This window comes from Quatrionicoccus australiensis, assembly GCF_020510525.1.
Lineage (GTDB): Bacteria > Pseudomonadota > Gammaproteobacteria > Burkholderiales > Rhodocyclaceae > Azonexus > Azonexus australiensis_B.
Genome location: NZ_CP075188.1, coordinates 1,259,904 through 1,282,116 on the forward strand (window position 1 = coordinate 1,259,904; position 22,213 = coordinate 1,282,116).

Annotated in this window: 20 protein-coding genes; 7 read left to right on the plus strand and 13 right to left on the minus strand. The window is 60.9% G+C overall.

All coding sequences use genetic code 11. The features are described from left to right. Positions 1–95 precede the first annotated feature (95 nt). Both KI612_RS06065 and KI612_RS06070 read right to left on the minus strand, forming a co-directional pair. A complete protein-coding gene (locus KI612_RS06065) occupies positions 96–1,958 on the minus strand; it encodes a diguanylate cyclase (protein ID WP_226442921.1) in 1,863 nt (620 codons plus the stop codon). A 277-nt stretch (positions 1,959–2,235) separates the two neighbouring features. Next, positions 2,236–3,147, minus strand: coding sequence for a LysR family transcriptional regulator (locus KI612_RS06070; protein ID WP_226442922.1), 912 nt, complete (start codon positions 3,145–3,147; stop codon positions 2,236–2,238). Positions 3,148–3,258: 111 nt separating this feature from the next. Between KI612_RS06070 and KI612_RS06075 the strand changes: the two genes are divergently transcribed. Together KI612_RS06075 and KI612_RS06080 are read left to right on the plus strand one after the other, a co-directional pair. Continuing rightward, on the plus strand, positions 3,259–4,026 hold the full coding sequence (locus KI612_RS06075; protein WP_226442923.1) for an SDR family NAD(P)-dependent oxidoreductase: 768 nt from the start codon (positions 3,259–3,261) through the stop codon (positions 4,024–4,026). A 12-nt stretch (positions 4,027–4,038) separates the two neighbouring features. Further along, the gene (locus KI612_RS06080; protein ID WP_226442924.1) at positions 4,039–5,034 is read left to right on the plus strand and encodes an aldo/keto reductase; all 996 of its coding nucleotides are present in this window, start codon (positions 4,039–4,041) and stop codon (positions 5,032–5,034) included. A 149-nt stretch (positions 5,035–5,183) separates the two neighbouring features. Here KI612_RS06080 and aceB read toward each other — a convergent pair whose 3' ends face one another. Together aceB and KI612_RS06090 are read right to left on the minus strand one after the other, a co-directional pair. Further along, complete coding sequence (gene aceB / locus KI612_RS06085) at positions 5,184–6,782, minus strand: malate synthase A (RefSeq protein ID WP_226442925.1); 1,599 nt, start codon at positions 6,780–6,782, stop codon at positions 5,184–5,186. A 38-nt stretch (positions 6,783–6,820) separates the two neighbouring features. After that, positions 6,821–7,528 (minus strand): haloacid dehalogenase type II, encoded by a 708-nt coding sequence (locus KI612_RS06090; RefSeq protein ID WP_226442926.1) that lies wholly within the window; start codon positions 7,526–7,528, stop codon positions 6,821–6,823. Between the two features lie 75 nt (positions 7,529–7,603). On the opposite strand from KI612_RS06090, the gene KI612_RS06095 reads away from it, so the two are divergent. After that, positions 7,604–8,506 carry a LysR family transcriptional regulator gene (locus tag KI612_RS06095; protein ID WP_226442927.1) on the plus strand — a complete coding sequence of 301 codons (903 nt, stop codon included), beginning with the start codon at positions 7,604–7,606 and terminating at the stop codon, positions 8,504–8,506. Between the two features lie 120 nt (positions 8,507–8,626). On the opposite strand, the gene aceA is transcribed toward KI612_RS06095, so the two are convergent. The 4 genes from aceA to clpS form a co-directional block, all read right to left on the minus strand. After that, positions 8,627–9,925, minus strand: coding sequence for an isocitrate lyase (gene aceA / locus KI612_RS06100; protein ID WP_226442928.1), 1,299 nt, complete (start codon positions 9,923–9,925; stop codon positions 8,627–8,629). A gap of 364 nt (positions 9,926–10,289) precedes the next feature. Then, positions 10,290–10,781, minus strand: a complete 492-nt coding sequence (rraA, locus tag KI612_RS06105) for a ribonuclease E activity regulator RraA (protein ID WP_226442929.1) — start codon at positions 10,779–10,781, stop codon at positions 10,290–10,292. Positions 10,782–10,846: 65 nt separating this feature from the next. Beyond that, the gene (gene clpA / locus KI612_RS06110) at positions 10,847–13,105 is read right to left on the minus strand and encodes an ATP-dependent Clp protease ATP-binding subunit ClpA (protein ID WP_226442930.1); all 2,259 of its coding nucleotides are present in this window, start codon (positions 13,103–13,105) and stop codon (positions 10,847–10,849) included. Beyond that, the gene (gene clpS / locus KI612_RS06115; RefSeq protein ID WP_226442931.1) at positions 13,105–13,413 is read right to left on the minus strand and encodes an ATP-dependent Clp protease adapter ClpS; all 309 of its coding nucleotides are present in this window, start codon (positions 13,411–13,413) and stop codon (positions 13,105–13,107) included. Before clpS ends, clpA begins: the two co-directional genes overlap by 1 nt. Positions 13,414–13,687: 274 nt before the next feature. Between clpS and KI612_RS06120 the strand changes: the two genes are divergently transcribed. Continuing rightward, positions 13,688–13,891: a cold-shock protein gene (locus KI612_RS06120; protein ID WP_226442932.1), complete on the plus strand. Its 204-nt coding sequence runs from the start codon at positions 13,688–13,690 to the stop codon at positions 13,889–13,891. Positions 13,892–13,973: 82 nt separating this feature from the next. On the opposite strand, the gene soxZ is transcribed toward KI612_RS06120, so the two are convergent. From soxZ to moaC, 3 genes are read right to left on the minus strand one after another with little or no spacing between them, the layout of a single operon-like run. Next, the gene (soxZ, locus tag KI612_RS06125; protein ID WP_226442933.1) at positions 13,974–14,285 is read right to left on the minus strand and encodes a thiosulfate oxidation carrier complex protein SoxZ; all 312 of its coding nucleotides are present in this window, start codon (positions 14,283–14,285) and stop codon (positions 13,974–13,976) included. Between the two features lie 2 nt (positions 14,286–14,287). Further along, complete coding sequence (gene soxY, locus KI612_RS06130) at positions 14,288–14,758, minus strand: thiosulfate oxidation carrier protein SoxY (RefSeq protein ID WP_226442934.1); 471 nt, start codon at positions 14,756–14,758, stop codon at positions 14,288–14,290. 18 nt (positions 14,759–14,776) lie between these two features. Continuing rightward, a complete protein-coding gene (gene moaC / locus KI612_RS06135; RefSeq protein WP_404818096.1) occupies positions 14,777–15,211 on the minus strand; it encodes a cyclic pyranopterin monophosphate synthase MoaC in 435 nt (144 codons plus the stop codon). 112 nt (positions 15,212–15,323) lie between these two features. Between moaC and KI612_RS06140 the strand changes: the two genes are divergently transcribed. From KI612_RS06140 to pabB, 3 genes are all read left to right on the plus strand, one after another. Continuing rightward, positions 15,324–16,772, plus strand: a complete 1,449-nt coding sequence (locus KI612_RS06140; RefSeq protein WP_226442936.1) for a beta-barrel assembly-enhancing protease — start codon at positions 15,324–15,326, stop codon at positions 16,770–16,772. Between the two features lie 39 nt (positions 16,773–16,811). Beyond that, positions 16,812–17,039 (plus strand): sulfurtransferase TusA family protein, encoded by a 228-nt coding sequence (locus tag KI612_RS06145; protein ID WP_226442937.1) that lies wholly within the window; start codon positions 16,812–16,814, stop codon positions 17,037–17,039. A 158-nt stretch (positions 17,040–17,197) separates the two neighbouring features. After that, entirely contained in the window at positions 17,198–18,775 is a 1,578-nt protein-coding gene (gene pabB, locus KI612_RS06150; protein ID WP_226442938.1) for an aminodeoxychorismate synthase component I, read from the plus strand. Between the two features lie 75 nt (positions 18,776–18,850). Here the strand turns inward: pabB and KI612_RS06155 are convergent, their stop codons facing one another. Further along, positions 18,851–19,327, minus strand: coding sequence for a hypothetical protein (locus KI612_RS06155; protein ID WP_226442939.1), 477 nt, complete (start codon positions 19,325–19,327; stop codon positions 18,851–18,853). A gap of 15 nt (positions 19,328–19,342) precedes the next feature. Continuing rightward, entirely contained in the window at positions 19,343–22,189 is a 2,847-nt protein-coding gene (locus KI612_RS06160) for a valine--tRNA ligase (RefSeq protein WP_226442940.1), read from the minus strand. Between the last annotated feature and the right edge of the window lie 24 nt (positions 22,190–22,213).

Sequence of the window (22,213 nt, forward strand, 5' to 3'; positions counted from 1 at the left end):
TTCCGGTCAGCAATAGACGGTGATTCGTCTATTTATTGTTGACTGGAAGTATCGACCGGCAAATTGCCTCTTTTTTGCCGGTCGACCGCTACGGCTTAGTATTCCTTGGTGTCCGACCACATTTCCGGGTTGAAGCGGATCACCCGGTTGCGGCCCTGTTCCTTGGCCTGGTAGAGCGCCACGTCGGCGAACTTGACGGCCTGCCAGAAGGTGTCGCTATCGGTCGGGAAGTCGGAAATGCCGATCGAGATGGTCTTTTGCAGCACGATCCCCGATACCTGCACCTTGAGCGCTTCGACGGCCGCCCGGATATTCTCGGCAACGCGCTCGGCGGCGGTGCTTTCGCTATCGACCAGGATGATCAGGAACTCTTCGCCACCGTAGCGGATGACCAGGTCGGAGGCGCGCACCGACTGCTTGAGCACATTCGAAAGCGACTTCAGCACGGCATCGCCGGCGTCGTGGCCGTAGGTGTCATTGACCATCTTGAAGTAGTCGAGGTCGAGCATCAGGATGGCGACGTGAGTGCGCTTGCGCTGCACGCTGGCGACCAGGGTTTCGACATATTCCTCGAGGAAGCGCCGATTGTTGAGGCCGGTCATCGGGTCGCGCAGGGTCGAATCGCGCAGGCTTTCCATCAGGCGCTTGGTTTCCAGCACCGGTGCGGTTTCGCGCAGATAGACGTTGATGAACGGAATCTGGCTTTGCAGCTTTTCCTGTTCCTCCGGGCTTGCCAGCAGCTGGACAACGCTGCCTACCGAGCCGGACTGGATGATCGGGAAGCAGACATGGCGGCGCTCGCCGGCTTCGATCGGTGGCTTGAACGAGTAGCAGATGTCGGGATTGCTGATGCCGTCGACGATATGGCCGGTACGGCGGACGCGGCAGGCTTCCGGGCGGATCATGATTTCCGGATCGCACCAGCGGCAGGTTTCGGCGATCGCGCCGTCGACCATGATGCTGCGCATCTGCTTCTTGTTGCTGCTTACTTCGTAGAGCGAGAATTCCTTGAGGGCAAACTCCTGCTGCAAGGTGCTCGACAGGCGCTGGTAGATCTCGATCTTGACTTCGTCTTCCTCGATCGCCTGCTTGAAATGCGCGGCCTTGGTCAGGCCTTCGACCATGTCGATGGTTGCCGTCAGCAGGTTTTCACCGGCGGCCGGCGTGCGGTCGGTGAGGCGGGCGACATTGCTGCCGATGCGGTTCAGGCCATCGTCGAGGAAGGTCAGCAGGCGGTTCATGTCGGTGGCGATCTGGCCGATCTCGTCATTGGTCTTCTTCTCGACATGCGCCTTGAAGTCGCCGCGCAGGGCGTGCTGTACGGCGTCCTCGACGGCATTCGCAGTGTCGGAAATCGGGCGCAGCAGACGGCGCAGCAGGACGATGACGAGCAGCACGAAGAAGGCGACGGCACCGGCAATGCCGGCCACCGTGAACAAGGCCTTCTCGCGCAGCGCCTCGATCGACATGGTCATGCTGACCGCACCGAGCACGGCGCCTTCTTCGACCTGGTGGCATTGCAGGCAGTTCGGCGTGCCGCTGGCCGAAGCGATGTAGGGAATCGTGCCACGAAAGACCGTTTCGTAGCCGTTATCGATGACATCGAAATGCGCCTTGCCTTCCCGGAGAACGCGGCGTTCGTTGTCATCCGCCACCGACTCGACACTCAAACCTTTGCCGAACTGTTTTTCGACTTCGGGCGAACGTATCACCCGTGCCGATTTCAGTCCCTGCACTTCCAGCATGCGCTTCAGGAAACTCTCGCGCTTGTCGATGACGCCATTGATCATCGACTCGGTCAGATGCACGCGAACGATTTCACCTGCGGTGCGGATATGGTCAGTCGCCGAGGCAATCGAAAAGCTGCGAAAAGCGTAGAGACTGATGGCAACCAGGACAGCCAGCAAGGCTGCGGCAATGCACATGAAAAAGAGAGTGACCTTGGCGTTCAGATTCACGGTTTAGCTTTCGGAAACACTGTTTTTTGAAGAGCGCCATTATGTCCGATCAGCTTTGTCCGGACCAAGCTAATGCGCTGAAAACAAAGGGTAGAGAGCGAATCATTTGACCAAGGTCAAATCCCTTTTTGGGGGTCATTGAGACTTCCTTGAGGTGTGTTACCTGTTTTTTGGTATGTTTGCTCGGTGGTGGCGATTCGCGATCTGTGTCGCGCAGTTTCCCCCTGGGGCCATGGATGTCTAGGCTTGCCATCGTGGAGCGAGGGGGCGACATGGATCAAGGGCGTGAGCGGGCAAGGGCCGAGCGATCCTGCAGCATGTCGACAAAGGCTTTCAGGCCGGCCGGCATCAGCTTGCGGCTCGGGTAGTACAGATAAAAGCCGGGGATTTCCGGGCACCAGTCTTCCAGCACGGTTTTCAGCCGGCCATCGGCTACCGGCGCCGCCGCGTACTGGGCATAAACATAGGCCAGCCCGAGACCTTGTTCTGCGGCCGTGATCATCAGCGGCATCTGGCCGACGGCGACCGGCCCGTCGACCTCGATTTCAAACTGCTCGCTGCCGCGGGAAAATTCCCAGCGATAGAAACTGCCGTTGGGAAAACGGATGCGGATGCAGCGGTGCTGCTGCAATTCGCGCGGGCATTCGGGTACGCCGTGCGCCGCCAGATAGTCGGGCGAGGCGACCACGACAAAGCGCTGGGGCGGGCCGAGCGGCACGGCGACCATATCCTGCTGCAGACTTTCGCCAAAGCGGACGCCGGCATCGAAGCCGGTGGCGACGATATCGACGAAGGCGTCGTCGGCCACCAGTTCGATGCGCATGCCGGGGTTGGCTTCCAGAAAGCGCCCGAGCAGCGGCGCCAGAACCAGCTCGCAAGCGGCACGCGGCGCGTTGATGCGCAGCGTGCCGAGTGGCGAGTCGCGAAAGGCATTGACCTCGTCCAGCGCGCCGTGGATGTCTTGCAGAGCGGGCGACAGCCGGTCGAGCAGGCGTTGGCCGGCCTCGGTTGGCGCCACGCTGCGCGTTGTCCGGTTGAGCAGGCGGACGCCGAGCCGGGCTTCCAGGCCGCGCAAGGCATGGCTCAGGGCTGACGGTGAAACGCCAAGTTCGGTGGCCGCCTTGCGAAAACTGCGCAAGCGGGCCACGGCGGCAAATGACTGGAGATCGGCAAGACTGGCAGGATTCATGATTGGTGAGGATAGCTCAATAGCCTATCAAGCAGTATGCGGATTGTTGCACAGTTGGTCGGGGGGTAGGCTGCTTGCTGTCATATCCCCAACCCCGCAATGGAGAACAACATGCAAAATATTCTGGCCGACCTCTCGGGCAAAACCATTCTCGTTACTGGTGCTTCGTCCGGCATTGGCGCCGCCACCGCCCTGGCGCTTGGTCGGGCCGGGGCCAGGGTGGCGCTGGCCGCCCGCCGTCTGGATGCGCTGGAAAATCTGGTGATGCAGATTCGCGCGGCCGGCGGCGACGCCATCGCCATCCGGACCGACGTCACCGTCGAAGCCGATATCCAGAACGCCGTGGCGACGACCGTCGCCCACTTTGGCCGGCTCGACGGTGCCTTCAACAACGCCGGCGTGCTGGGCAAGGTGGCACCCATCCACGAATTGACCAGTGCCGATTTCGCCGAAGTCATGCAGGCCAACGTATACGGCGTGTTCTGGTCGCTCAAGTATGAAATGGCCGCGATGCTGAAAACCGGCGGCGGGTCCATCGTCAATACCGCCTCCGTCGTTGCCCAGATCGGTTTCGCCAATTTCTCGCCCTACACGGCCAGCAAGCACGCCGTGCTCGGGCTGACCCGCAGCGCGGCGCTCGAAGGTTTCCAGCAGGGCATCCGGGTCAACGCGGTCAATCCCGGTCCTGTCGTCACGCCGATGGCCGAAATCGGTTTCGGCGGGCTGGAAAATCTCGAAGCCACGCTCAAAACCAGCCCGGCGGGCCGTCCCGGTCAGCCCGAGGAAATCGCCAACCCCGTGCTCTTCCTGCTTTCTTCGGCGGCCAGCTACATCAACGGCCAGGGCTTCGCCATCGACGGCGGCTACACCGTTCAGTAAAGGGCCATCAACATGCAAACACGCTTTCTTGGTCAGCAACAGCAGCCGGTCCCCGCCATCGGTCTCGGCTGCATGGGAATGAGCGAATTCTACGGCGCCAGCGACGATGCCGAATCCCTGCGTACGCTGGCCCGGGCACTCGAGCTCGGGATCAATTTCTTCGACAGCGCCGACACCTACGGCTTTGGCCACAACGAGAGCCTGCTCGGCCGCTTTCTCAAGGAAGGCGGCCCGGCGCGCCGGCAGCAGGTGGTGATTGCCAGCAAGTTCGGCATTGTCCGCGAGCAGGGCAAGTACGAACGGCGCATCGACAACAGCCCGGCCTACATCCGGCAGGCCTGTGAAGCCTCGCTGCAACGTCTCGGCGTCGAGCAGATCGACCTCTATTACTGTCATCGCCGCAACCCGGATGTGCCCATCGAGGACATGGTGGGCGCCATGGCGCAACTGGTCGCTGCCGGCAAAGTCGGCCAGATCGGTCTTTCCGAAGTTTCGGCCAGGACGCTGCGGCAAGCCAGCGCTGTGCATCCGATTGCCGCCGTGCAAAGCGAATATTCCTTATGGACGCGCGATCCCGAGCGCGACATGCTCGCCACCTGCGCCGAGCTGGGCACGACTTTTGTCGCCTACAGCCCGCTCGGCCGCGCCTTCCTGACCGGTACGGTCAAGCCGGAGGAACTGGCCGACAATGATTTCCGCAAAAGCAATCCGCGGTTTCAGGGCGAAGCCGAACACGCCAACCGGCTGCTTGTTGAACAACTTGCTGCCTTCGCCTCGGCGCGTGGTCTGAGCAATGCCCAGGTCGCCCTGGCGTGGCTTCTCTCCAAACACTCCCACGTCATCCCCATTCCAGGCACACGACGTATCGCCTACCTCGAACAAAATGCGGCTGCCGCCAACCTGACTTTGAGCTCGTCGGAAATCGCCGGGCTTGATCTGCTTTTCGATCCGCTACAGGTCGCCGGCCAGCGTTATCCGGATGCCGGTATGGTGGGGCTTGAATCATAGGAAGCGGCTCGGCTTACTCTCACCAAGTCGCGAACGGAGTTGGTTTTTAAGCGTGTCCGGGTCGACAAAAAACGCCGGGTCTCCCCGGCGCTTTTCTTCCAGCTTCTCTGTCGGAGTCGGGCGTCTTTGCGCCTTTTTCCGGGTACTGCTTATTCCATCGCTTCGTACAGCGGGAGGGTCAGGAATTCCGGGTAGTCCGGGGTCAGGGACATCTTGTCGAAGATCACGGCGGCCTGGTCGTAGGTGGCGGTGTCTTCGCCCTGGGCGGAAACCGTTGCCTTCACCTTGGCCAGTTCTTCGGCGATCATCGGTCGGACCATCTCTTCGGTGACCTTGCGGCCGTCGTCGAGAATGCCCTTCGGCGAAACCACCCATTGCCACACTTGCGAGCGGGAGATTTCAGCGGTGGCTGCATCTTCCATCAGGTTGTGGATGGGCACGCAGCCATTGCCGGCCAGCCAGGAGCCGAGGTAATGGATGCCGACGTTGATGTTGTTGCGCAGGCCGGCTTCGGTGATCGGGGCTTCCGGCTGGAAGTCCAGCCACTGGGCCGGGCCGAAGTTGCCTTCAACCTGCTTTTCCCACTGGTTCGGCTTGTCGCCGAGGACCTTGACGAACTCTTCCATCGCGATCGGCACCAGGCCCGGGTGAGCCACCCAGCCGCCGTCGAAGCCGTCGTTGGCGTCGCGGGTCTTGTCGTGGCGAATGCCGGCCAGGGCCTTTTCGTTGGCGACCGGGTCGTTCTTGATCGGGATCAGGGCCGACATGCCGCCCATGGCCGGAGCGCCACGCTTGTGGCAAGCCTGCACCAGAGCCAGGGCGTAGCCGCGCATGAAGGGCACTTCCATGGTGATGGCGCTGCGCTGGGCCAGGCAGAAGTCCTTGTTCTTCTTGAACTTCTTGATGCACGAGAAGATGTAGTCCCAGCGGCCGGCATTGAGGCCCGACGAATGGTTGCGCAGTTCGTAGAGGATTTCTTCCATCTCGAAGGTGGCGAGGATGGTTTCGATCAGCACGGTGGCCTTGATGGTGCCTTGCGGCAGGCCGATGTGGTCCTGGGCCATGACGAAGATGTCGTTCCACAGGCGGGCTTCGAGGTGGCTTTCCATCTTCGGCAGGTAGTAGAACGGGCCGGCGCCGCGGGCGATCTGTTCCTTGGCGTTGTGGAAGAAGACCACGGCGAAGTCAAAAATGCCGCCGCCGACGCGTTGACCGTCAACCAGCACGTGCTTTTCGTCGAGGTGCCAGCCGCGCGGACGGATCTGCAGGGTGGCGATCTTGTCGTTGAGCTTGTATTCCTTGCCGTTTTCGTTCTTGAACGAGAGTTCGCGGCGGATCGCCTTGTACAGGTTGATCTGGCCCTGGATCTGGTTGTCCCAGTTCGGCGAGTTCGAGTCTTCGAAGTCGGTCATGTAGGAGTCAGCGCCCGAGTTGAAGGCGTTGATGATCATCTTGGCTTCGACCGGGCCGGTGATTTCGGTGCGGCGGCACTCGAGGGCCTTGGGCAGCGGGGCGATCTTCCAGTCACCTTCACGGATGGCCTTGGTTTCCGGCAGGAAATCCGGCATTTCGCCGGCGTCGATGCGGGCCTGGCGGGCAACGCGGGCCTTGAGCAGTTCCTGGCGACGGGCTTCGAAGGCGCGATGTAGCTTGGCGACCAGTTCGAGGGCTTCGAAGGTGAGGACGGATTCGTAACCCGGCTTGATCGGGCCGGTGATTTGCACGCCTTGGGGCAGGTTGAGGCTCATGGAAACTCCTTGGTTAAGGTTGAAAAGAGGTGAATGGTTCAGCCCTGCAGGCCGCCGACGTAGGTCAGTACGTCGGATAGCTGGCGGCCGCTGGCAGTCGGGGTGACGTCGAGGACTTCCCCGGGCTGGTTGTTGCGATTGACCCAGAAGGTCGTGAAACCGAACCAGGTGGCAGCACAGGCATCCCAGGCATTGGCCGAGACGAAGAGAATCTCGTTTTTCGGCACTTTGAATGCGTCGACCGCCAGCTGGTAAACCTCGGGCGAAGTCTTGAATTTCTGCACGCTGTCGGCCGAAAGAATGTGGCTGAACAGGTGGCTCATGTCGTTGTACTTGACGGCGATGTCGAGCATCGAGTGCGTGCCGTTCGACAGGATGGCGAGTGGATAGCCCATCGCCTGCAGCGTTTCCAGTGTCGCCATGTTTTCCGGGAAGGGGCGCAGGCAGGCGTACTGGTTCATCAGGTGCTGGCGCTGCGTATCACTCATGTCGAGGTCGAGGCGGCGGGCGGCGAACACCAGCGCGTCGCGGGTGACTTCCCAGAAGGTCTTGAACTGGCCGCTCATCGTCCGCACGCGGGTGTATTCGACTTGCTTCAGGCGCCATTGCACCGTCAAGGCGGCACCCTGGCCGGGGAAATACTCTTCTGCCAGGGCTTCCATGCAATAGACGTCGAACAGCGTCGCGTAGGCGTCGAAGGCGATGGCTTTGATCGAAGAAGGGGCGGTAGAGGAGAGCATGGACATGGAGTTTATTGTTACTTTTAAGATAAGATAAGTGGCATTTCCGGCGTTAATTCTTTTACTTAAAGTAAAGAATCTATGGATACTTTCAAACAGATTTCCGCATTTGTAAACGTCTCGACGCGGGGCAGCCTGTCGGCGGCGGCGCGCAGCGAAAATGTCACGCCGGCCATCATCGGTCGCCGCCTCGATGCGCTGGAAGCGCGGCTCGGTGTACGCCTGCTGATCCGCACGACGCGCAAGCTGACGCTGACTTTCGAAGGCCAGGCTTTTCTTGAAGATTGCCAGAAGGTACTGAACGACCTGGCCAATGCCGAGGCTGCAGTATCGCTGGGCAGTCTGCAAGCCAGTGGCCAGTTGCGGGTGTCTGCGCCTTCCGGCTTTGGCCGCCGGCATGTCGCGCCGCTGGTCGGCGAATTCATGCTGGCCAATCCCGAGGTGCGGGTCAATCTGAATCTCAGCGACCGCCTGGTCGATTTGCTCAATGAAAATATCGACTGTGCCATTCGCATCGGCGAACTCACCGATTCCAGCCTGGTCAGCGTGCGCCTCGGCGAAATGCGCCGCATGGTGGTCGCCAGTCCGGCCTATCTGGTGGCGCATGGCGTGCCGCGCGAACCGGCCGATCTGGCGCAGCACAACTGCCTTTCGCTCGGCCAGCAGCGCGGCTGGGTGTTTCGTGATCCGGACAGCGATCAGGTCGATACCATCAAGGTTGGCGGCAGTTTCGAATGTAATGACGGCGCGGTCCTTCACGAATGGGCGCTGGCCGGGCGCGGTCTGGCCTGGCGTTCATTGTGGGAGGTTGGGCAGGATCTGAAGGAGGGCCGCCTGACTTCCGTTCTCGATGCCTGGCAGGCACCGCCCATGGGGATCTACGCTGTTTTTCCGCAGCGCCGGCATTTGCCCTTGCGGGTGCGCTTGTTTATCGATTTGCTGAAGGAAACCTATAGCCGCGCCAGCTACTGGGAGTTGCGCTGAAAAACGGCTCGCTGTAACGGTCGACCGTCCGGCAGCAGGCAAAATGAAAAAGGCCGACCCCTCGTGAGGGTCGGCCTTCCTTTGCCACCCGGTCGGGCGGCAATTCAAAGCGCTGAGTTCTTAGTGGAACTGTTCTTCTTCGGTCGAGCCGGTCAGGGCGGTCACGGAAGACTTGCCACCCTGGATCACGGTGGTGACATCGTCGAAGTAACCGGTACCGACTTCCTGCTGGTGCGACACGAAGGTGTAGCCACGGTCGCGGGCAGCGAATTCCGGCTCCTGAACCTTCTCGACGTAGGCCGACATGCCGCGCTTGGCGTAGTCCTGGGCCAGATCGAACATGTGGTACCACATGTTGTGAATGCCAGCCAGGGTGATGAACTGGTACTTGTAGCCCATGGCGCCCAGTTCCTTCTGGAACTTGGCAATGGTGGCGTCGTCGAGGTTCTTCTTCCAGTTGAAGGAAGGCGAACAGTTGTAGGCCAGCATCTTGCCCGGGTGAACCTTATGTACGGCTTCGGCGAACTTGCGGGCAAATTCCAGATCCGGCGTGCCGGTTTCGCACCACACCAGGTCGGCGTAGTCGGCGTAAGCGATGGCGCGGGAGATGGCCTGGTCCAGACCCTTCTTGGTCTTGTAGAAGCCTTCGGCAGTGCGCTCGCCGGTCAGGAACGGCTTGTCGTTTTCGTCGTAGTCGGAGGTCAGCAGGTCAGCAGCTTCGGCATCGGTACGAGCGATCACCAGGGTCGGCACGCCATAGACGTCGGCAGCCATACGGGCAGCGATCAGCTTCTGCACGGCTTCGGTGGTCGGAACCAGAACCTTGCCGCCCATGTGGCCGCACTTCTTGACGGAAGCCAGCTGGTCTTCCCAATGCACGCCGGCAGCGCCAGCGCGGATCATGGCCTTCATCAGTTCGTAGGCGTTCAGCACGCCGCCGAAACCGGCTTCAGCGTCGGCGACGATCGGCAGGTGGTATTCGACGTGGCCGGCATCGCCAGCGTTGATGTTCTTCGACCACTGGATTTCGTCGGCGCGGTTGAAGGCATTGTTGATGCGCTCGACAACCTTCGGCACGGAGTCAACCGGATACAGCGACTGGTCCGGGTACATGGCGGCGTACTCGTTGTTGTCGGCAGCAACTTGCCAGCCGGACAGGTAGATGGCCTTGATGCCGGCCTTGGCTTGCTGAACGGCTTGACCGCCGGTCAGGGCGCCCAGGCAGTTGACGTAGGGGGTGTTGTTGACCAGATCCCACAGCTTTTCGGCACCGCGACGGGCCAGAGTGTGTTCAACCTGGAAGGAGCCACGCAGACGGACGACGTCAGCAGCGGTGTAGCCGCGCTTGATGCCCTTCCAGCGGGGGTTGGTTGCCCAGTCTTTTTCCAGTTCGGCGATTTGCTGTTCGCGAGTGCTCATGTCTGTTCCTCGAAAGTTGGCTGTTGTTGGGTGACTCGATGTCGCTCTGGAGAACTTGCCGAAGCGCCGATCGATGGAAGAAGTATAGGTTTTTTCTTGCAGGGCAGCAACAGTCTTATATAAGACATAAGACAATTTTTTATTGTTTAGAATCAGTTGCTTGAATACGTGATTTCACAATATGAAAAGCTATTTGTTTTTGTGAAATGAAAACCTGTCGCAGTGCCGCATCGCAGCGGGAACAAATCGTCCGGCTTGGGCCGATTGTCGTGCACCTTGTTGCCGGGGAGCTTGCGCCTTCGTCTTTCTTTGCGCTGCGCAGACGTAAAAACGGCGCCGCGTGGCGCCGTTTCTGATGGCCTGCTCAGTTGAGCGGGCGACTGCTGACCAGCACGCCGTCTTCGTCGGCATAGAGCCATTCGCCGGGATTGAAGGTGACGCCACCGAAGGTGACGGCGATGTCGCGATCGCCGACGTTTTTCTTGATGCTCTTTTGCGGATGCGTGTTGAGGGCGCGCACGCCGATATCGATACCATTGATGTCGCCCGAGTCGCGGATGCAGCCGTAAACCACGACGCCTTCCCAACCGTTCTTCTGGGCCAGGATGGCGAGTTGGTCGCCGACCAGGGCACAGCGCAGCGAGCCGCCGCCATCGATGACCAGGACCTTGCCTTTGCCATCTTCGGCAAAGGCGGTGCGGACCAGCGAGTTGTCCTCGAAAATTTTCAGGGTGACGATCTCGCCACAAAATGCAGTGCGGGCGCCGTAGCGCTGGAACATCGGGGCCACGATGCGCAGGCTCTTGCCGATTTCGCCTTCGAATTCATCGCACAGGTCGGGGGTCTTGAAGCTCATGGTTTTGTCTCCGGAAATAAAAAAGCCGTGCAATCTTGCACGGCTTTCGGGGGAACTGGCAATCGTCAGACGACGGCTTCGCTCTTTTCTTCCTCGAAGTCGAGCCTGATTTTGCCTTCTTTATCGAGGTCGACCGTTACGTGACCGCCACTGGCCAGTTTGCCGAACAACAGCTCATCGGCCAGCGCCGAGCGGATGGTGTCCTGGATCAAACGTGCCATCGGACGGGCGCCCATCAGCGGGTCGAAGCCCTTGTCGGCGAGCATCTCCTTGACCTTGTCGGTGAAGTGGGCGTCGACCTTCTTCTCGTGCAACTGCTCTTCAAGCTGCATCAGGAACTTGTCGACCACGCGCAGGATGACCTCGCGTTCAAGCGGCCCGAAGGAAATCGTCGCATCCAGACGGTTGCGGAACTCGGGCGTGAACTGGCGCTTGATCTCGGCCATTTCGTCGCCGGTCTGCTTCGAGTTGGTGAAGCCCATGCTCGACTTTTGCAGGTCGGCAGCGCCGGCATTGGTCGTCATGATGATGACCACGTTGCGGAAGTCGGCCTTGCGTCCGTTGTTGTCGGTCAGCGTGCCGTGATCCATGACCTGCAACAGGATGTTGTAGATGTCCGGATGCGCCTTCTCGATTTCGTCGAGCAGCAGCACGCAGTAAGGCTTCTTGGTAACCGCCTCGGTGAGCAGGCCGCCCTGTTCGAAGCCGACATAGCCCGGCGGGGCGCCGATCAGGCGGGAAACGGCATGGCGTTCCATGTACTCGGACATGTCGAAGCGGGTCAGCTCGATGCCCAGGCAGTAAGCCAGTTGCTTGGCGACTTCGGTCTTGCCGACGCCGGTCGGGCCGCTGAACAGGAAGGAGCCGATCGGCTTGCCCGGATTGCCGAGGCCGGAGCGGGCCATCTTGATCGCCTTGGCCAGCGCGTCGATGGCCTTGTCCTGGCCGAAGACGACCGCCTTCAGGTCGCGATCGAGGTTCTTCAGGGCGCCGCGATCATCGAGCGTCACATGCTGCGACGGAATGCGGGCGATCTTGGCGATGATTTCCTCGATGTCGGTCTTGTTGATGACCTTCTTCTGCTTCGATTTGGGCAGGATGCGCTGTGCGGCACCGGCTTCGTCGATGACATCGATCGCCTTGTCCGGCAGGTGCCGGTCGGTGATGTAGCGTGCCGACAGCTCGACTGCCGACGTTAATGCCGTGGCCGAGTACTTGATGCCGTGGTGTGCCTCGAAGCGGGCTTTCAGGCCCTTGAGGATTTCAATGGTTTCGGCCACCGAGGGTTCGTTGACATCGATTTTCTGGAAGCGGCGGGACAGCGCGCCATCCTTCTCAAAAATGCCGCGGAATTCGGTGTAGGTCGTCGCGCCGATGCACTTCAGCTGGCCGGAAGAAAGCGCCGGCTTGAGCAGGTTGGAGGCATCGAGCGTGCCGCCCGAGGCGGCGCCGGCGCCGATCAGGGTATGGATTTCGTCAATGAACAGGATGGCGTGCGGATTTTCCTGCAGCGCCTTGAGGACACCTTTCAGGCGTTGCTCGAAATCGCCGCGATACTTGGTGCCGGCCAGCAGCGAGCCCATGTCCAGCGAGTAGACATTGGCCTTGGCAAGGATTTCAGGTACGTCGCATTCAACGATCTTGCGCGCCAGACCTTCGGCGATCGCCGTTTTGCCGACGCCGGCTTCGCCGACCAGCAGCGGATTGTTCTTGCGCCGGCGGCACAGTGTCTGGATGACGCGCTCCAGCTCCTTGTCGCGGCCGATCAGCGGGTCGATCTTGCCCTGCAGCGCCAGCGCATTCAGGTTGATCGTGTATTGCTCGAGCGGGCCGGCCTGCTGCTGTTCGCCTTCGTGCTCAGCCTCGCCCTCGGTCGTGGTCTTCGGCTGCGGCACCTTGCTGATGCCGTGCGAAATGTAATTCACCACATCAAGGCGCGTGATGCCCTGCTTCTGCAGGAAATAAACGGCGTGCGAATCCTTCTCGCCGTAGATCGCAACCAGTACGTTGGCGCCATTGACTTCCTTCTTGCCGGACGATTGCACGTGCAGGATGGCGCGCTGGATGACGCGCTGGAAGCCAAGCGTCGGCTGGGTATCGATGTCATCCTCGCCGGAAACGGTCGGCGTGTGCTCGATGATGAAGTTGGTCAGGTCCTTGCGCAATGCATCAGGCTTGGCGCCGCAGGAACGCAGCGCATCGGCGGCCGACGGATTGTCGATCAGCGCGAGCAGCAGGTGCTCGACGGTAATGAACTCGTGGCGTTTTTGACGCGCCTCGACAAAGGCCATGTGCAGGCTGACTTCGAGTTCCTGGGCAATCATCAGTTTTCCTCCATGATGCAAGCAAGCGGATGTTGATGCTGGCGGGCAAATGCGCTCACCTGTTCAACCTTGGTCGCAGCGACGTCGCGGGAAAAGATTCCGCAGACACCACGACCTTCGTTATGAACTTTGAGCATGATTCGCGTCGCTTGTTCAGTATCGAGAGAAAAAAAACGTTGAAGAACGGTAATGACGAAATCCATCGGCGTGAAATCGTCGTTCAACAACATCACCTTGTACATTTTCGGCGGTTGCGGCTTGGTGCGTTGTGCCTCAAGCAGCCCGTCTTCCTTAAACTTCGTAGCCATGCGTTCGATTCTAAACAGTTCGGTCCAATGTGCAACCGGGAAAAATGATCAGGGGACATCCTTCCTGATGATAAATCAAAGCAATTCTCTTGCCTGACTTTTGCTGCGCTGCCGCATCGATACTTGTTGACGGCATATTTCAACTCGCGTAGAAAGCAATCGTGTTTGGCTTCAAACTGTGTCAAGGTTGCCGCAATGCACCGGGTCACTGAGTTCAAACAGGGAGTCGGGGAGACCCGTAAATTTGTTCGTTTTTTGTATGAAAGTTGCAAACATGGCAATCGGTACTGTCAAGTGGTTCAATGATTCCAAGGGCTTTGGTTTTATCACTCCTGATGATGGCAGCGAAGACCTCTTCGCACATTTCTCCGCCATCAACATGAATGGTTTCAAGACTCTGAAGGAAGGCCAAAAAGTTTCCTTCGATGTCGTGCAAGGCCCCAAGGGCAAGCAGGCATCCAATATCCAGAGCGTCTGAGCAACGGATAGCCGTAATTTATAAAGCCCGTCTGAATTCAGACGGGCTTTTTTCATTTGGGTGGCGCAGGAATTGTCGGCAATCAGCCAACGGTCACTTCATCCTGTCGCTTTTCGCCCAGATTGTCGGTCCACGCCACGCTCAGCTTGTCACCTGCCTTGATCCCGCGGCTGCGGAACGTGAATAGCGGATTCTTCGATACCGAGGTGTTGAGCTGACCGTCGATAATCGGTTTGCCATTGAGGTTGACCGTAAAGTTCTGGATGAAATGGCTGGGCAGCAGTTGTCCCTGCTCGTTGCGGCGTTGCCCGGTTTCCATCGGATGCTGCATCAGGATGCGGATTTCGGCGATTTCGCCCTGAAGTAGTGCGCGGATCTTGATCTGCTCAGCCATTGTCATGCTCCGCAGCCACCGAGGGTGACCTTGATGTCGCGCCAGGCGACGTGGGTCTTGCCATCGGCTGTTTTGGCGACGACACGGATCCGGGTGCTTTCGGCCAGTTTCAGTTGCAGCTTGGCATAGGGCAGGACCGGGCCGGAAAAATCAAGGGCAGCGCACAGCGGCAGCGGGTTCTTGTCGGCGAAGACAGCAAGGCTGCGCGTGTTGGCGAGGTTGCTGCTGATCTCGATATCGACCTTGGCGCCATTTTCGGAAATTTCCGGGGCGGTGATCTGGATGTCGCGTGCCTCGCCGGTGGCGGGGGCGCCATAGGCCTTCAGCGCTTCGTTGATGGTGCGGGCGGTGAAGGCCGGGCGATTCCAGTCGGCGGCGCGGGCGGTCTGCGGCAGGAGCAGGCTGCTGCCAAGCAGGGGCGAGAGCAGCATGGCGCTGCCGCCCTTGAGCCATGTACGGCGGAGTTCTTGCATGTCGTTTCCGGAAAAGGTTTATTCGGCCAGCCAATGCCCGGACTTGCCGCCGGACTTCTCGAGCAGCCGGATATTTTCGATACGCATGCCGCGGTCGACCGCCTTGCACATGTCGTAGATGGTCAGCAGGCCGACACTGGCGGCGGTCAGGGCTTCCATTTCGACGCCGGTCTTGCCGTGGCATTCGGCAATGACTTCGCAATGCACGGCGTTTTTCGCTTCATCGACGACGAAGTCGACCGCAACGCGGGTCAGGGCGATCGGATGGCAGAGCGGGATCAGGTCGCCGGTGCGTTTCGAGGCCTGGATGGCGGCGATGCGGGCGATGCCGATAACATCGCCTTTCTGGGCCGAGCCGTCGCGGATCAGTGCCAGCGTCGCCGGCTGCATGAAAATGCTGCCGCCGGCACGGGCAACGCGGGCGGTTTCGGCCTTGCTGCCGACGTCGACCATGTGGGCCTGGCCGGTGCTGTCGAAATGGGTGAGGGGGTTCTGGGTCACGATGGTCACGATTGGTTACGATTCCGCCCGGAAAGGCCCGGAACGGCTGCGTTATCATAGCACCATGCCTGTTTTGCAGCGTTTTGCCGCCGGCCTCCTGGCCTTGTCCCTGGTCGTCCAGCCCTTGCGGGCCGACGATCTGCCGGAGCTCGGCGATGTCGCGAGCAACGAATTGTCGCTGGCAACCGAGAAAAAAATCGGGCAGCAGATCATGCATGAAATTCGCTGGCGCGAAGCCACCTACCTCGACGATCCGGATGTTGAGGCCTATCTCAACCAGCTCGGCGCCCGCCTGGTCGCCTTCAGCAATGATCCCGGCATGGGTTTCTATTTCTTCGGGATCAACGATCCGAGCATCAACGCCTTTGCGATGCCGGGTGGCTTCATCGGCGTGCATAGCGGCCTGATCCTTTCGGCGCAGAGCGAGTCGGAACTGGCCGGCGTCCTGGCGCACGAAATCTCGCACGTCACACAGCGCCACATCGCCCGTCAGCTCTACCAGTCCAAGCAGCTCGGCATCGCCTCGATGGTGGCGATGGGGCTCGCCCTGCTCGCGGCACGCTCGAACGGCCAGGTGGCGGGAGCGGCGATCGTCACGGCGCAGGCCGGGAGCCTGTCGGCGCAACTCGCCTATTCGCGGGATTTCGAGCGCGAGGCGGATCGTCAGGGTTTCGAGATCATGCGCAAGGCGGGCTATGAAGTGCGTGGCATGTCGGATTTCTTCGTGCGCCTGCAGCAGGCGGTTCGCCTGTACGAGAACAATGCGACGGCCTACCTGCGCACCCACCCGCTCACCGGTGAACGTCTCACCGACATGCAAAACCGCGAGCAGGCGGCGAGTTACCGGCAGGTTGCCGACAGCGTCGATTTCCTCCTGGTGCGGGCGCGTTTGCGCGCCTTGCAGGGGATTCCTGCCGAAGCGATCAAGGATTTCGCGACCTTGTTGCGGGAAGGTAAATACACCTCCGAGGCGGCGACGCGCTACGGCCTGTCCTGCGCGCTGTTCCGCGCCCGTGACTGGGTGGGGGCCGAGCGCGAACTGCGGGCGGCGCGTCAGGGGAAGATTTCCTCGGCCATGCTCGAACGCCAGTTTGCCGAAACGCGCATCGCGAGCGGCGATATCGACGGCGGACTGAAGGTCTATCGCGACGCGATGGTGCGTTTTCCGATGAATCTGGCGCTGGTTTACGGTTACGGCGACGCTTTGGTCAAGGCACGGCGCTTTGCCGATTCCCTGCGTTTTGCCGAAAACCAGTTGCAGAATTACGCCCAGGATATTCGCCTGCATCGTCTGCGGGCCGAGAGCTACGCCGGTCTCGGCCGGCGGGCGCAGCAGCACCTGGCGCTGGCCGAGGCTTTTGCGCTGCAGGGGCAGACGGAGACTGCGGTGAATCAGTTGCTGTTCGCGCAGCAGGCCGGCGACGGCAATTTCTATGAAATGTCGGTCATCGATTCCCGTCTGCGCGAGTTGAAACAGCGTCGCCTTGAGGAACTCAAGGAAAAACGCAATTAAGGGTAAAATCCCTCGTCTTGTTTAACTGGCCTATCGACCATGGAATTTGATCGCGATCTCGATGTAAAAGGCTTGAATTGCCCGCTGCCCATCCTGCGCACCAAGAAGGCGCTGGCCGAGATGGAAACCGGTCAGGTCTTGCGCGTGCTGTCCACCGATGCCGGCTCGCTCAAGGATTTTCCCGCTTTTGCCAAGCAGACCGGTAACGAGTTGCTGGCGCAGAGCGAAGAAAATCGCGTCTTCGAGTTTTTCCTGAAGCGCAAATAAGTACCCCGTTCCACGCATTTTTTGAAGATCGGCGGGCGCCCTCGGGCGAACCCGCCGCTTGGCTTTTCTCCGCCCCGATCGATTGCCTGAGCGCGCACGATGCGCCCAGCCTGAGCGCGGTACTGGCTCGCCTGCAGGCCGAACCGGGCTGGACGGTGATGGCGCTCGACTACGAGCTCGGGCATGTGCTCGAACCCCGTTCAGCACCGCCCGGCGGGCAATCGGGGCCGGAACGTCCGCTCGCCCGCTTCTGGCGCTTCGCCGAGTGTCGCCGGCTGGATGCCGCAGCAGCCGATGCCTGGTTGCTGCGCCAACAGGACGAGGCTGCGGCCGGGATCGGCGGCTGCCGGCCGGCGCTCGATGAAAAACAGTACTGCGCAGCGGTCGACCGGATAAAACGCTACATTTCCGACGGCGATTGCTACCAGGTCAATTTCACCTTTCCGCTGCATTTCGACTGGTTCGGCTCGCCACTGGCGCTTTATGCCCGCCTGCGCCAGCGTCAGCCGGTGCGTTACGGCGGCTTCGTCGGCGATGCGACGCAAGCCGTGGTCAGCCTGTCGCCCGAGCTGTTTCTCGAGCGGCGCGGCGACCGCCTGCTGACCCGGCCGATGAAGGGCACGGCGCCGCGCAGTGCGCCGCCCGAAACGCTGCGCAATTCGGCCAAGGATTGCGCCGAGAACCTGATGATCGTCGATTTGCTGCGCAACGACCTCGGCCGCGTTGCAAGCAACGGCAGCGTCCATGTCGACAAGCTGTTCGAGGTCGAGGATTACCCGAGCGTCTGGCAGATGGTGTCGGAAGTCTCGGCCGACGTTGCCGGGCGCAGTTTCGCCGACATCCTGCCGGCGCTGTTTCCCTGCGGTTCGATTACCGGCGCGCCGAAGATCCGCGCCATGCAGATCGCGAATGAACTGGAAAACGGGCCGCGCGGCCTGTACACCGGTGCGCTCGGCTGGCTGGCGCCGGATGGCGACTTCCGCCTCAACGTGGCGATCCGCACGCTCGAACTGACGGCTGACGGTAGCGGCAAGCTCGGCATCGGCAGCGGCATCGTCGCCGATTCCGAGCCGGCTGCCGAATGGCGCGAATGCCAGCTGAAGGCAGGCTTCCTGCGCGATTGCGATCCGGGCCTGCAACTGATCGAAACCCTGCGCCGGGAAAACGGCATTTATCCGATGTGGACCGGTCATCTTGCGCGTCTGCGCCGTTCCACCGAATGGCTGGGTTTTCCGTTGGATGAGCAGGCGCTGTTCCGGGAGCTTGGGGCACAGCCGCGCAGCGGCACCTGGCGCGTGCGCCTGACGCTGGACAAGGCGGGCGCAATCGTCGTCCAGTCCTTCCCGCTCGATGCGGTGCCGCCGGTGCTGCGCCAGGCTGCGCTGGCGACTGAACGTATCGAATCGAACGATCCCTTGCGCCGCCACAAGACGACGGCGCGCCATCTCTACGATGCTGCCTTGGCCGGCTTGCCGGCCGGTTCACCGGTTTTCGACCTGGTTTTCCTCAACGAGCGCGGCGAAGTGGCGGAGGGCGCACGCAGCAATGTCTTTGTCGAGCGCGACGGCATGCTGCTGACGCCACCGCTGGCGAGCGGTGCCTTGCCCGGCGTCTTGCGTGCCGAGTTGCTGGCCAGGGGCAAGGCGTGCGAGGCGGTGCTTTATCCGGCCGATCTCAAGAATGGATTCTGGCTGGGCAATGCCCTGCGCGGCCTGATGCCGGTCGAACTGGTCTGATTTTCGGGTTTTTTGTGGTGTCGACCGCTGGCCGACGGGTTTTCCGGCCGGGCGGCCGGAAAACCTCTTCGCAATTTACTTGCGGAACTTGCGCAGCCAGAAGCCGAGCAGGGTCAGGCCGGCGCCGGCCAGGGCGTAATACAGCGCCTTGACCGTGACATCCTGCGACTCGACGAGGACCGGTACCTCGTTTTCCAGCTTGTAGCGGATGACGGTCTGGAAGTGCCAGGAGGAGAATTTCAGTTCGATCAGGTCGTTGACCTTCTTCCACTGGATCCAGCCGTCCTTTTCCATGACTTCGCCGGCATCGCCGGGAATTGCCAGCGTGCTGTACAGAGCTTTTTCCCTGGCCTGGGCGAGTTGACCGTAGGGAATGCTGCAGATTTCATTCTCGGCACAAACGGCGGCAACGCGGAATTCCGGCTTCCAGTCGCCGTCCTTGTCCCATGGCCAGGCCATGATGATGCCGACCGCCCAGATCCAGACGACGGCGCAGAACAGCATCACGGTGAAAAAGAACTTGGCGAGAATGCCGCGTTTGTCTTCGGACATGGATTTCCTTTGCGTTTAGCCGAGCTTGGCAAGCTGCGGCTTGAGTTTTTCCAGCGTCGCCGTGAAGTCGGCCACCCGCTGCTTTTCCTGATCGATCACGGCAGCCGGGGCGCGCGCGACGAAGCCTTCGTTGTCCAGCTTGCCCTGGGCGATAGCAATCTGCTTTTCCAGCTTCTCGATTTCCTTGGCCAGGCGAACCTTTTCGGCGGCGACGTCGATCTCGACCTTGAGCATGAGCCGGGTTTCGCCAACCACGGCGACCGGCGCCATGGCATCAGCCGGCATGTCGTCCACCAGTTGTACCTCGGACAGCTTACCCAGAGCTTGCAGGATGGGCGCGAAGTCGGCCATCTCGTCGCCGCCGCCGGCAACCAGCAGCGGCATGCGCAGGGCGGGCGAGACGTTCATCTCGCCGCGCAGGTTGCGGCAGGCGTAGGCGAGGGCTTTGAGGCGCTCGACCTTGGCTTCGGAGGCCTGGTCGAGGCGGGCGAGGTCGGCGCGCGGGTAGGCGGCGAGCATGATCGAGTCGTGCGTCTTGCGCCCGGCGATCGGGGCGACGGTCTGCCACAGTTCTTCGGTGATGAAGGGAATCAGCGGATGCGCCAGGCGCAGCACGGCTTCCAGCGTACGGATCAGGGTGCGGCGGGCGCCGCGCTGCTGCGCTTCGTCGCCGGTCTGGATCTCGACCTTGGCGATTTCCAGGTACCAGTCGCAGAACTCGTCCCAGACGAACTTGTAGATGGCCTGGGCGATCAGGTCGAAACGGTAGTCGGTGAAGTGGCGTTCGACTTCCTGTTCGACGCGCTGCAGCTGGCTGACGATCCAGCGGTCGGCAAAACTGAATTTGAGGCGTTTTTCGCCGTCGACCGCTGCGCATTCGCCGTTGCCGGCGCCTTGCTGGTGATCGAGGGCGAGGTCGTGGCCTTCGACATTCATCAGCACGAAGCGCGTCGCGTTCCACAGCTTGTTGCAGAAATTGCGGTAACCGTCGCAACGGCCGAGGTCGAACTTGATGTCGCGGCCCGGGCTGGCGAGCGAGGCGAAGGTGAAGCGCAGCGCGTCGGTGCCGAAGGCGGCGATGCCTTCCGGGAATTCCTTCTTGGTCTTCTTGGCGATGCTTTCCGCCTGTTTCGGATTCATCAGGCCGGTGGTGCGCTTTTCGATCAGCTTTTCGAGGTCGATGCCGTCGATCAGGTCGATCGGGTCGAGCACGTTGCCCTTGGACTTCGACATCTTCTGACCTTCGCCGTCGCGGATCAGGCCATGCACATAAACGTGCTTGAACGGGATCTGGCCGGTGATCTGCTTGGTCATCATGACCATGCGCGCGACCCAGAAGAAGATGATGTCAAAACCCGTGACCAGCACGGTCGACGGCAGATATTGCTGCAATATCGGGTTGGCCGCGTCGAGTGCCGCGTCGCCGGTCCAGTCCAGGGTCGAGAACGGCCACAGGGCGGAGGAGAACCAGGTGTCGAGGACGTCGTCGTCACGCTTGAGGGCGCCGCTGTAGCCTTGTTTGGCCGCTTCGGCGCGGGCTTCTTCTTCGCTGTGGGCGACAAAAATCTCGCCGTTGTCGCCGTACCAGGCCGGAATCTGGTGGCCCCACCAGAGTTGGCGCGAAATACACCAGTCCTGGATGTTGTTCAGCCACTGGTTGTAGGTATTGACCCAGTTTTCCGGGTAGAACTTGATCTCGCCAGAATGCACGACGTCGAGCGCCTTCTCGGTGATCGACTTGCCGTCTTCGCCCGGCTTGGACATGGCGACGAACCACTGATCGGTGAGCATCGGCTCGATGACGACATTGGTCCGGTCGCCGCGCGGCACCTTGAGCTTGTGCTTGTCGACCTTGATCAGGATGCCTTGTTCCTCGAGGTCGGCAACAACGGCCTTGCGGGCGTCGAAGCGGTCGAGGCCGCGGTATTTTTCCGGGGCTTCATCGTTGATCTTCGCATCCAGGGTCAGGATGGAAATCATCGGCAAACCGTGGCGCTGACCAACGGCATAGTCGTTGAAGTCATGCGCCGGCGTGACCTTGACGCAGCCCGTGCCGAACTCGAGATCGACGTAGCTGTCGGCGATGATCGGGATTTCGCGACCGGTCAGCGGCAGTTTCACCATCTTGCCGATCATGTGCTTGTAGCGCTCGTCTTCCGGATGCACCATCACGGCGGTGTCGCCGAGCATGGTTTCCGGACGCGTCGTGGCGACCACCAGGCTATCGCTGCCATCGGCCAGCGGATAGCGGATGTGCCACATGAAGCCGTCTTCTTCCTCCTGCACGACTTCGAGGTCGGAGACGGCGGTGTTCAGCTTCGGGTCCCAGTTCACCAGGCGCTTGCCGCGGTAGATCAGGCCTTCGTTAAAGAGGCGGACGAAGGTTTCGGTAACGACCTTGTTGAGACCGGCATCCATCGTGAAGCGTTCGCGCTTCCAGTCCGGGCTGGTGCCCATGCGGCGCATCTGCTTGGTGATGGTGTTGCCGGAGTATTCCTTCCATTCCCAGACCTTTTCCAGGAACTTCTCGCGGCCGAGGTCATGGCGCGAAATACCTTGCGCATCCAACTGGCGCTCGACAACGATCTGCGTCGCGATACCGGCGTGGTCGGTACCCGGCTGCCACAGCGTGTTGTGGCCGCGCATCCGGTAGTAGCGGGTCAGCGCGTCCATGATCGTCTGGTTGAAGCCATGGCCCATATGCAGCGTGCCGGTGACGTTGGGCGGCGGCAGCAGGATGCAGAAATTTTCGTCCGGGGCCTTGCTGCTGTCTACGCCGGCAGCGAAGTAGTTGCGGGATTCCCATTCGGGGTACCAGCGGCGTTCGATATCGGCTGGTTCAAAGGCTTTGGCGAGTTCCATGGGGGTGTCGGCGTAGGGGAAAAC

Excerpts from the sequence above, each read along its gene's own strand:
- KI612_RS06080 (WP_226442924.1), top strand. The coding sequence starts at position 4,039 with ATGCAAACACGCTTTCTTGGTCAGCAACAGCAGCCGGTCCCCGCCATC.
- KI612_RS06145 (WP_226442937.1), top strand. The coding sequence starts at position 16,812 with ATGGAATTTGATCGCGATCTCGATGTAAAAGGCTTGAATTGCCCGCTG.
- pabB (WP_226442938.1), top strand. The coding sequence starts at position 17,198 with ATGGCGCTCGACTACGAGCTCGGGCATGTGCTCGAACCCCGTTCAGCA.
- KI612_RS06090 (WP_226442926.1), bottom strand. The coding sequence starts at position 7,528 with ATGTCCATGCTCTCCTCTACCGCCCCTTCTTCGATCAAAGCCATCGCC.
- soxY (WP_226442934.1), bottom strand. The coding sequence starts at position 14,758 with ATGCAAGAACTCCGCCGTACATGGCTCAAGGGCGGCAGCGCCATGCTG.
- soxZ (WP_226442933.1), bottom strand. The coding sequence starts at position 14,285 with ATGGCTGAGCAGATCAAGATCCGCGCACTACTTCAGGGCGAAATCGCC.
- aceA (WP_226442928.1), bottom strand. The coding sequence starts at position 9,925 with ATGAGCACTCGCGAACAGCAAATCGCCGAACTGGAAAAAGACTGGGCA.
- KI612_RS06070 (WP_226442922.1), bottom strand. The coding sequence starts at position 3,147 with ATGAATCCTGCCAGTCTTGCCGATCTCCAGTCATTTGCCGCCGTGGCC.
- moaC (WP_404818096.1), bottom strand. The coding sequence starts at position 15,211 with ATGGTCGACGTCGGCAGCAAGGCCGAAACCGCCCGCGTTGCCCGTGCC.
- clpA (WP_226442930.1), bottom strand. The coding sequence starts at position 13,105 with ATGATTGCCCAGGAACTCGAAGTCAGCCTGCACATGGCCTTTGTCGAG.
- KI612_RS06155 (WP_226442939.1), bottom strand. The coding sequence starts at position 19,327 with ATGTCCGAAGACAAACGCGGCATTCTCGCCAAGTTCTTTTTCACCGTG.
- aceB (WP_226442925.1), bottom strand. The coding sequence starts at position 6,782 with ATGAGCCTCAACCTGCCCCAAGGCGTGCAAATCACCGGCCCGATCAAG.
- clpS (WP_226442931.1), bottom strand. The coding sequence starts at position 13,413 with ATGGCTACGAAGTTTAAGGAAGACGGGCTGCTTGAGGCACAACGCACC.
- KI612_RS06140 (WP_226442936.1), top strand. The coding sequence starts at position 15,324 with ATGCCTGTTTTGCAGCGTTTTGCCGCCGGCCTCCTGGCCTTGTCCCTG.
- KI612_RS06075 (WP_226442923.1), top strand. The coding sequence starts at position 3,259 with ATGCAAAATATTCTGGCCGACCTCTCGGGCAAAACCATTCTCGTTACT.
- KI612_RS06120 (WP_226442932.1), top strand. The coding sequence starts at position 13,688 with ATGGCAATCGGTACTGTCAAGTGGTTCAATGATTCCAAGGGCTTTGGT.
- KI612_RS06095 (WP_226442927.1), top strand. The coding sequence starts at position 7,604 with ATGGATACTTTCAAACAGATTTCCGCATTTGTAAACGTCTCGACGCGG.
- rraA (WP_226442929.1), bottom strand. The coding sequence starts at position 10,781 with ATGAGCTTCAAGACCCCCGACCTGTGCGATGAATTCGAAGGCGAAATC.
- KI612_RS06160 (WP_226442940.1), bottom strand. The coding sequence starts at position 22,189 with ATGGAACTCGCCAAAGCCTTTGAACCAGCCGATATCGAACGCCGCTGG.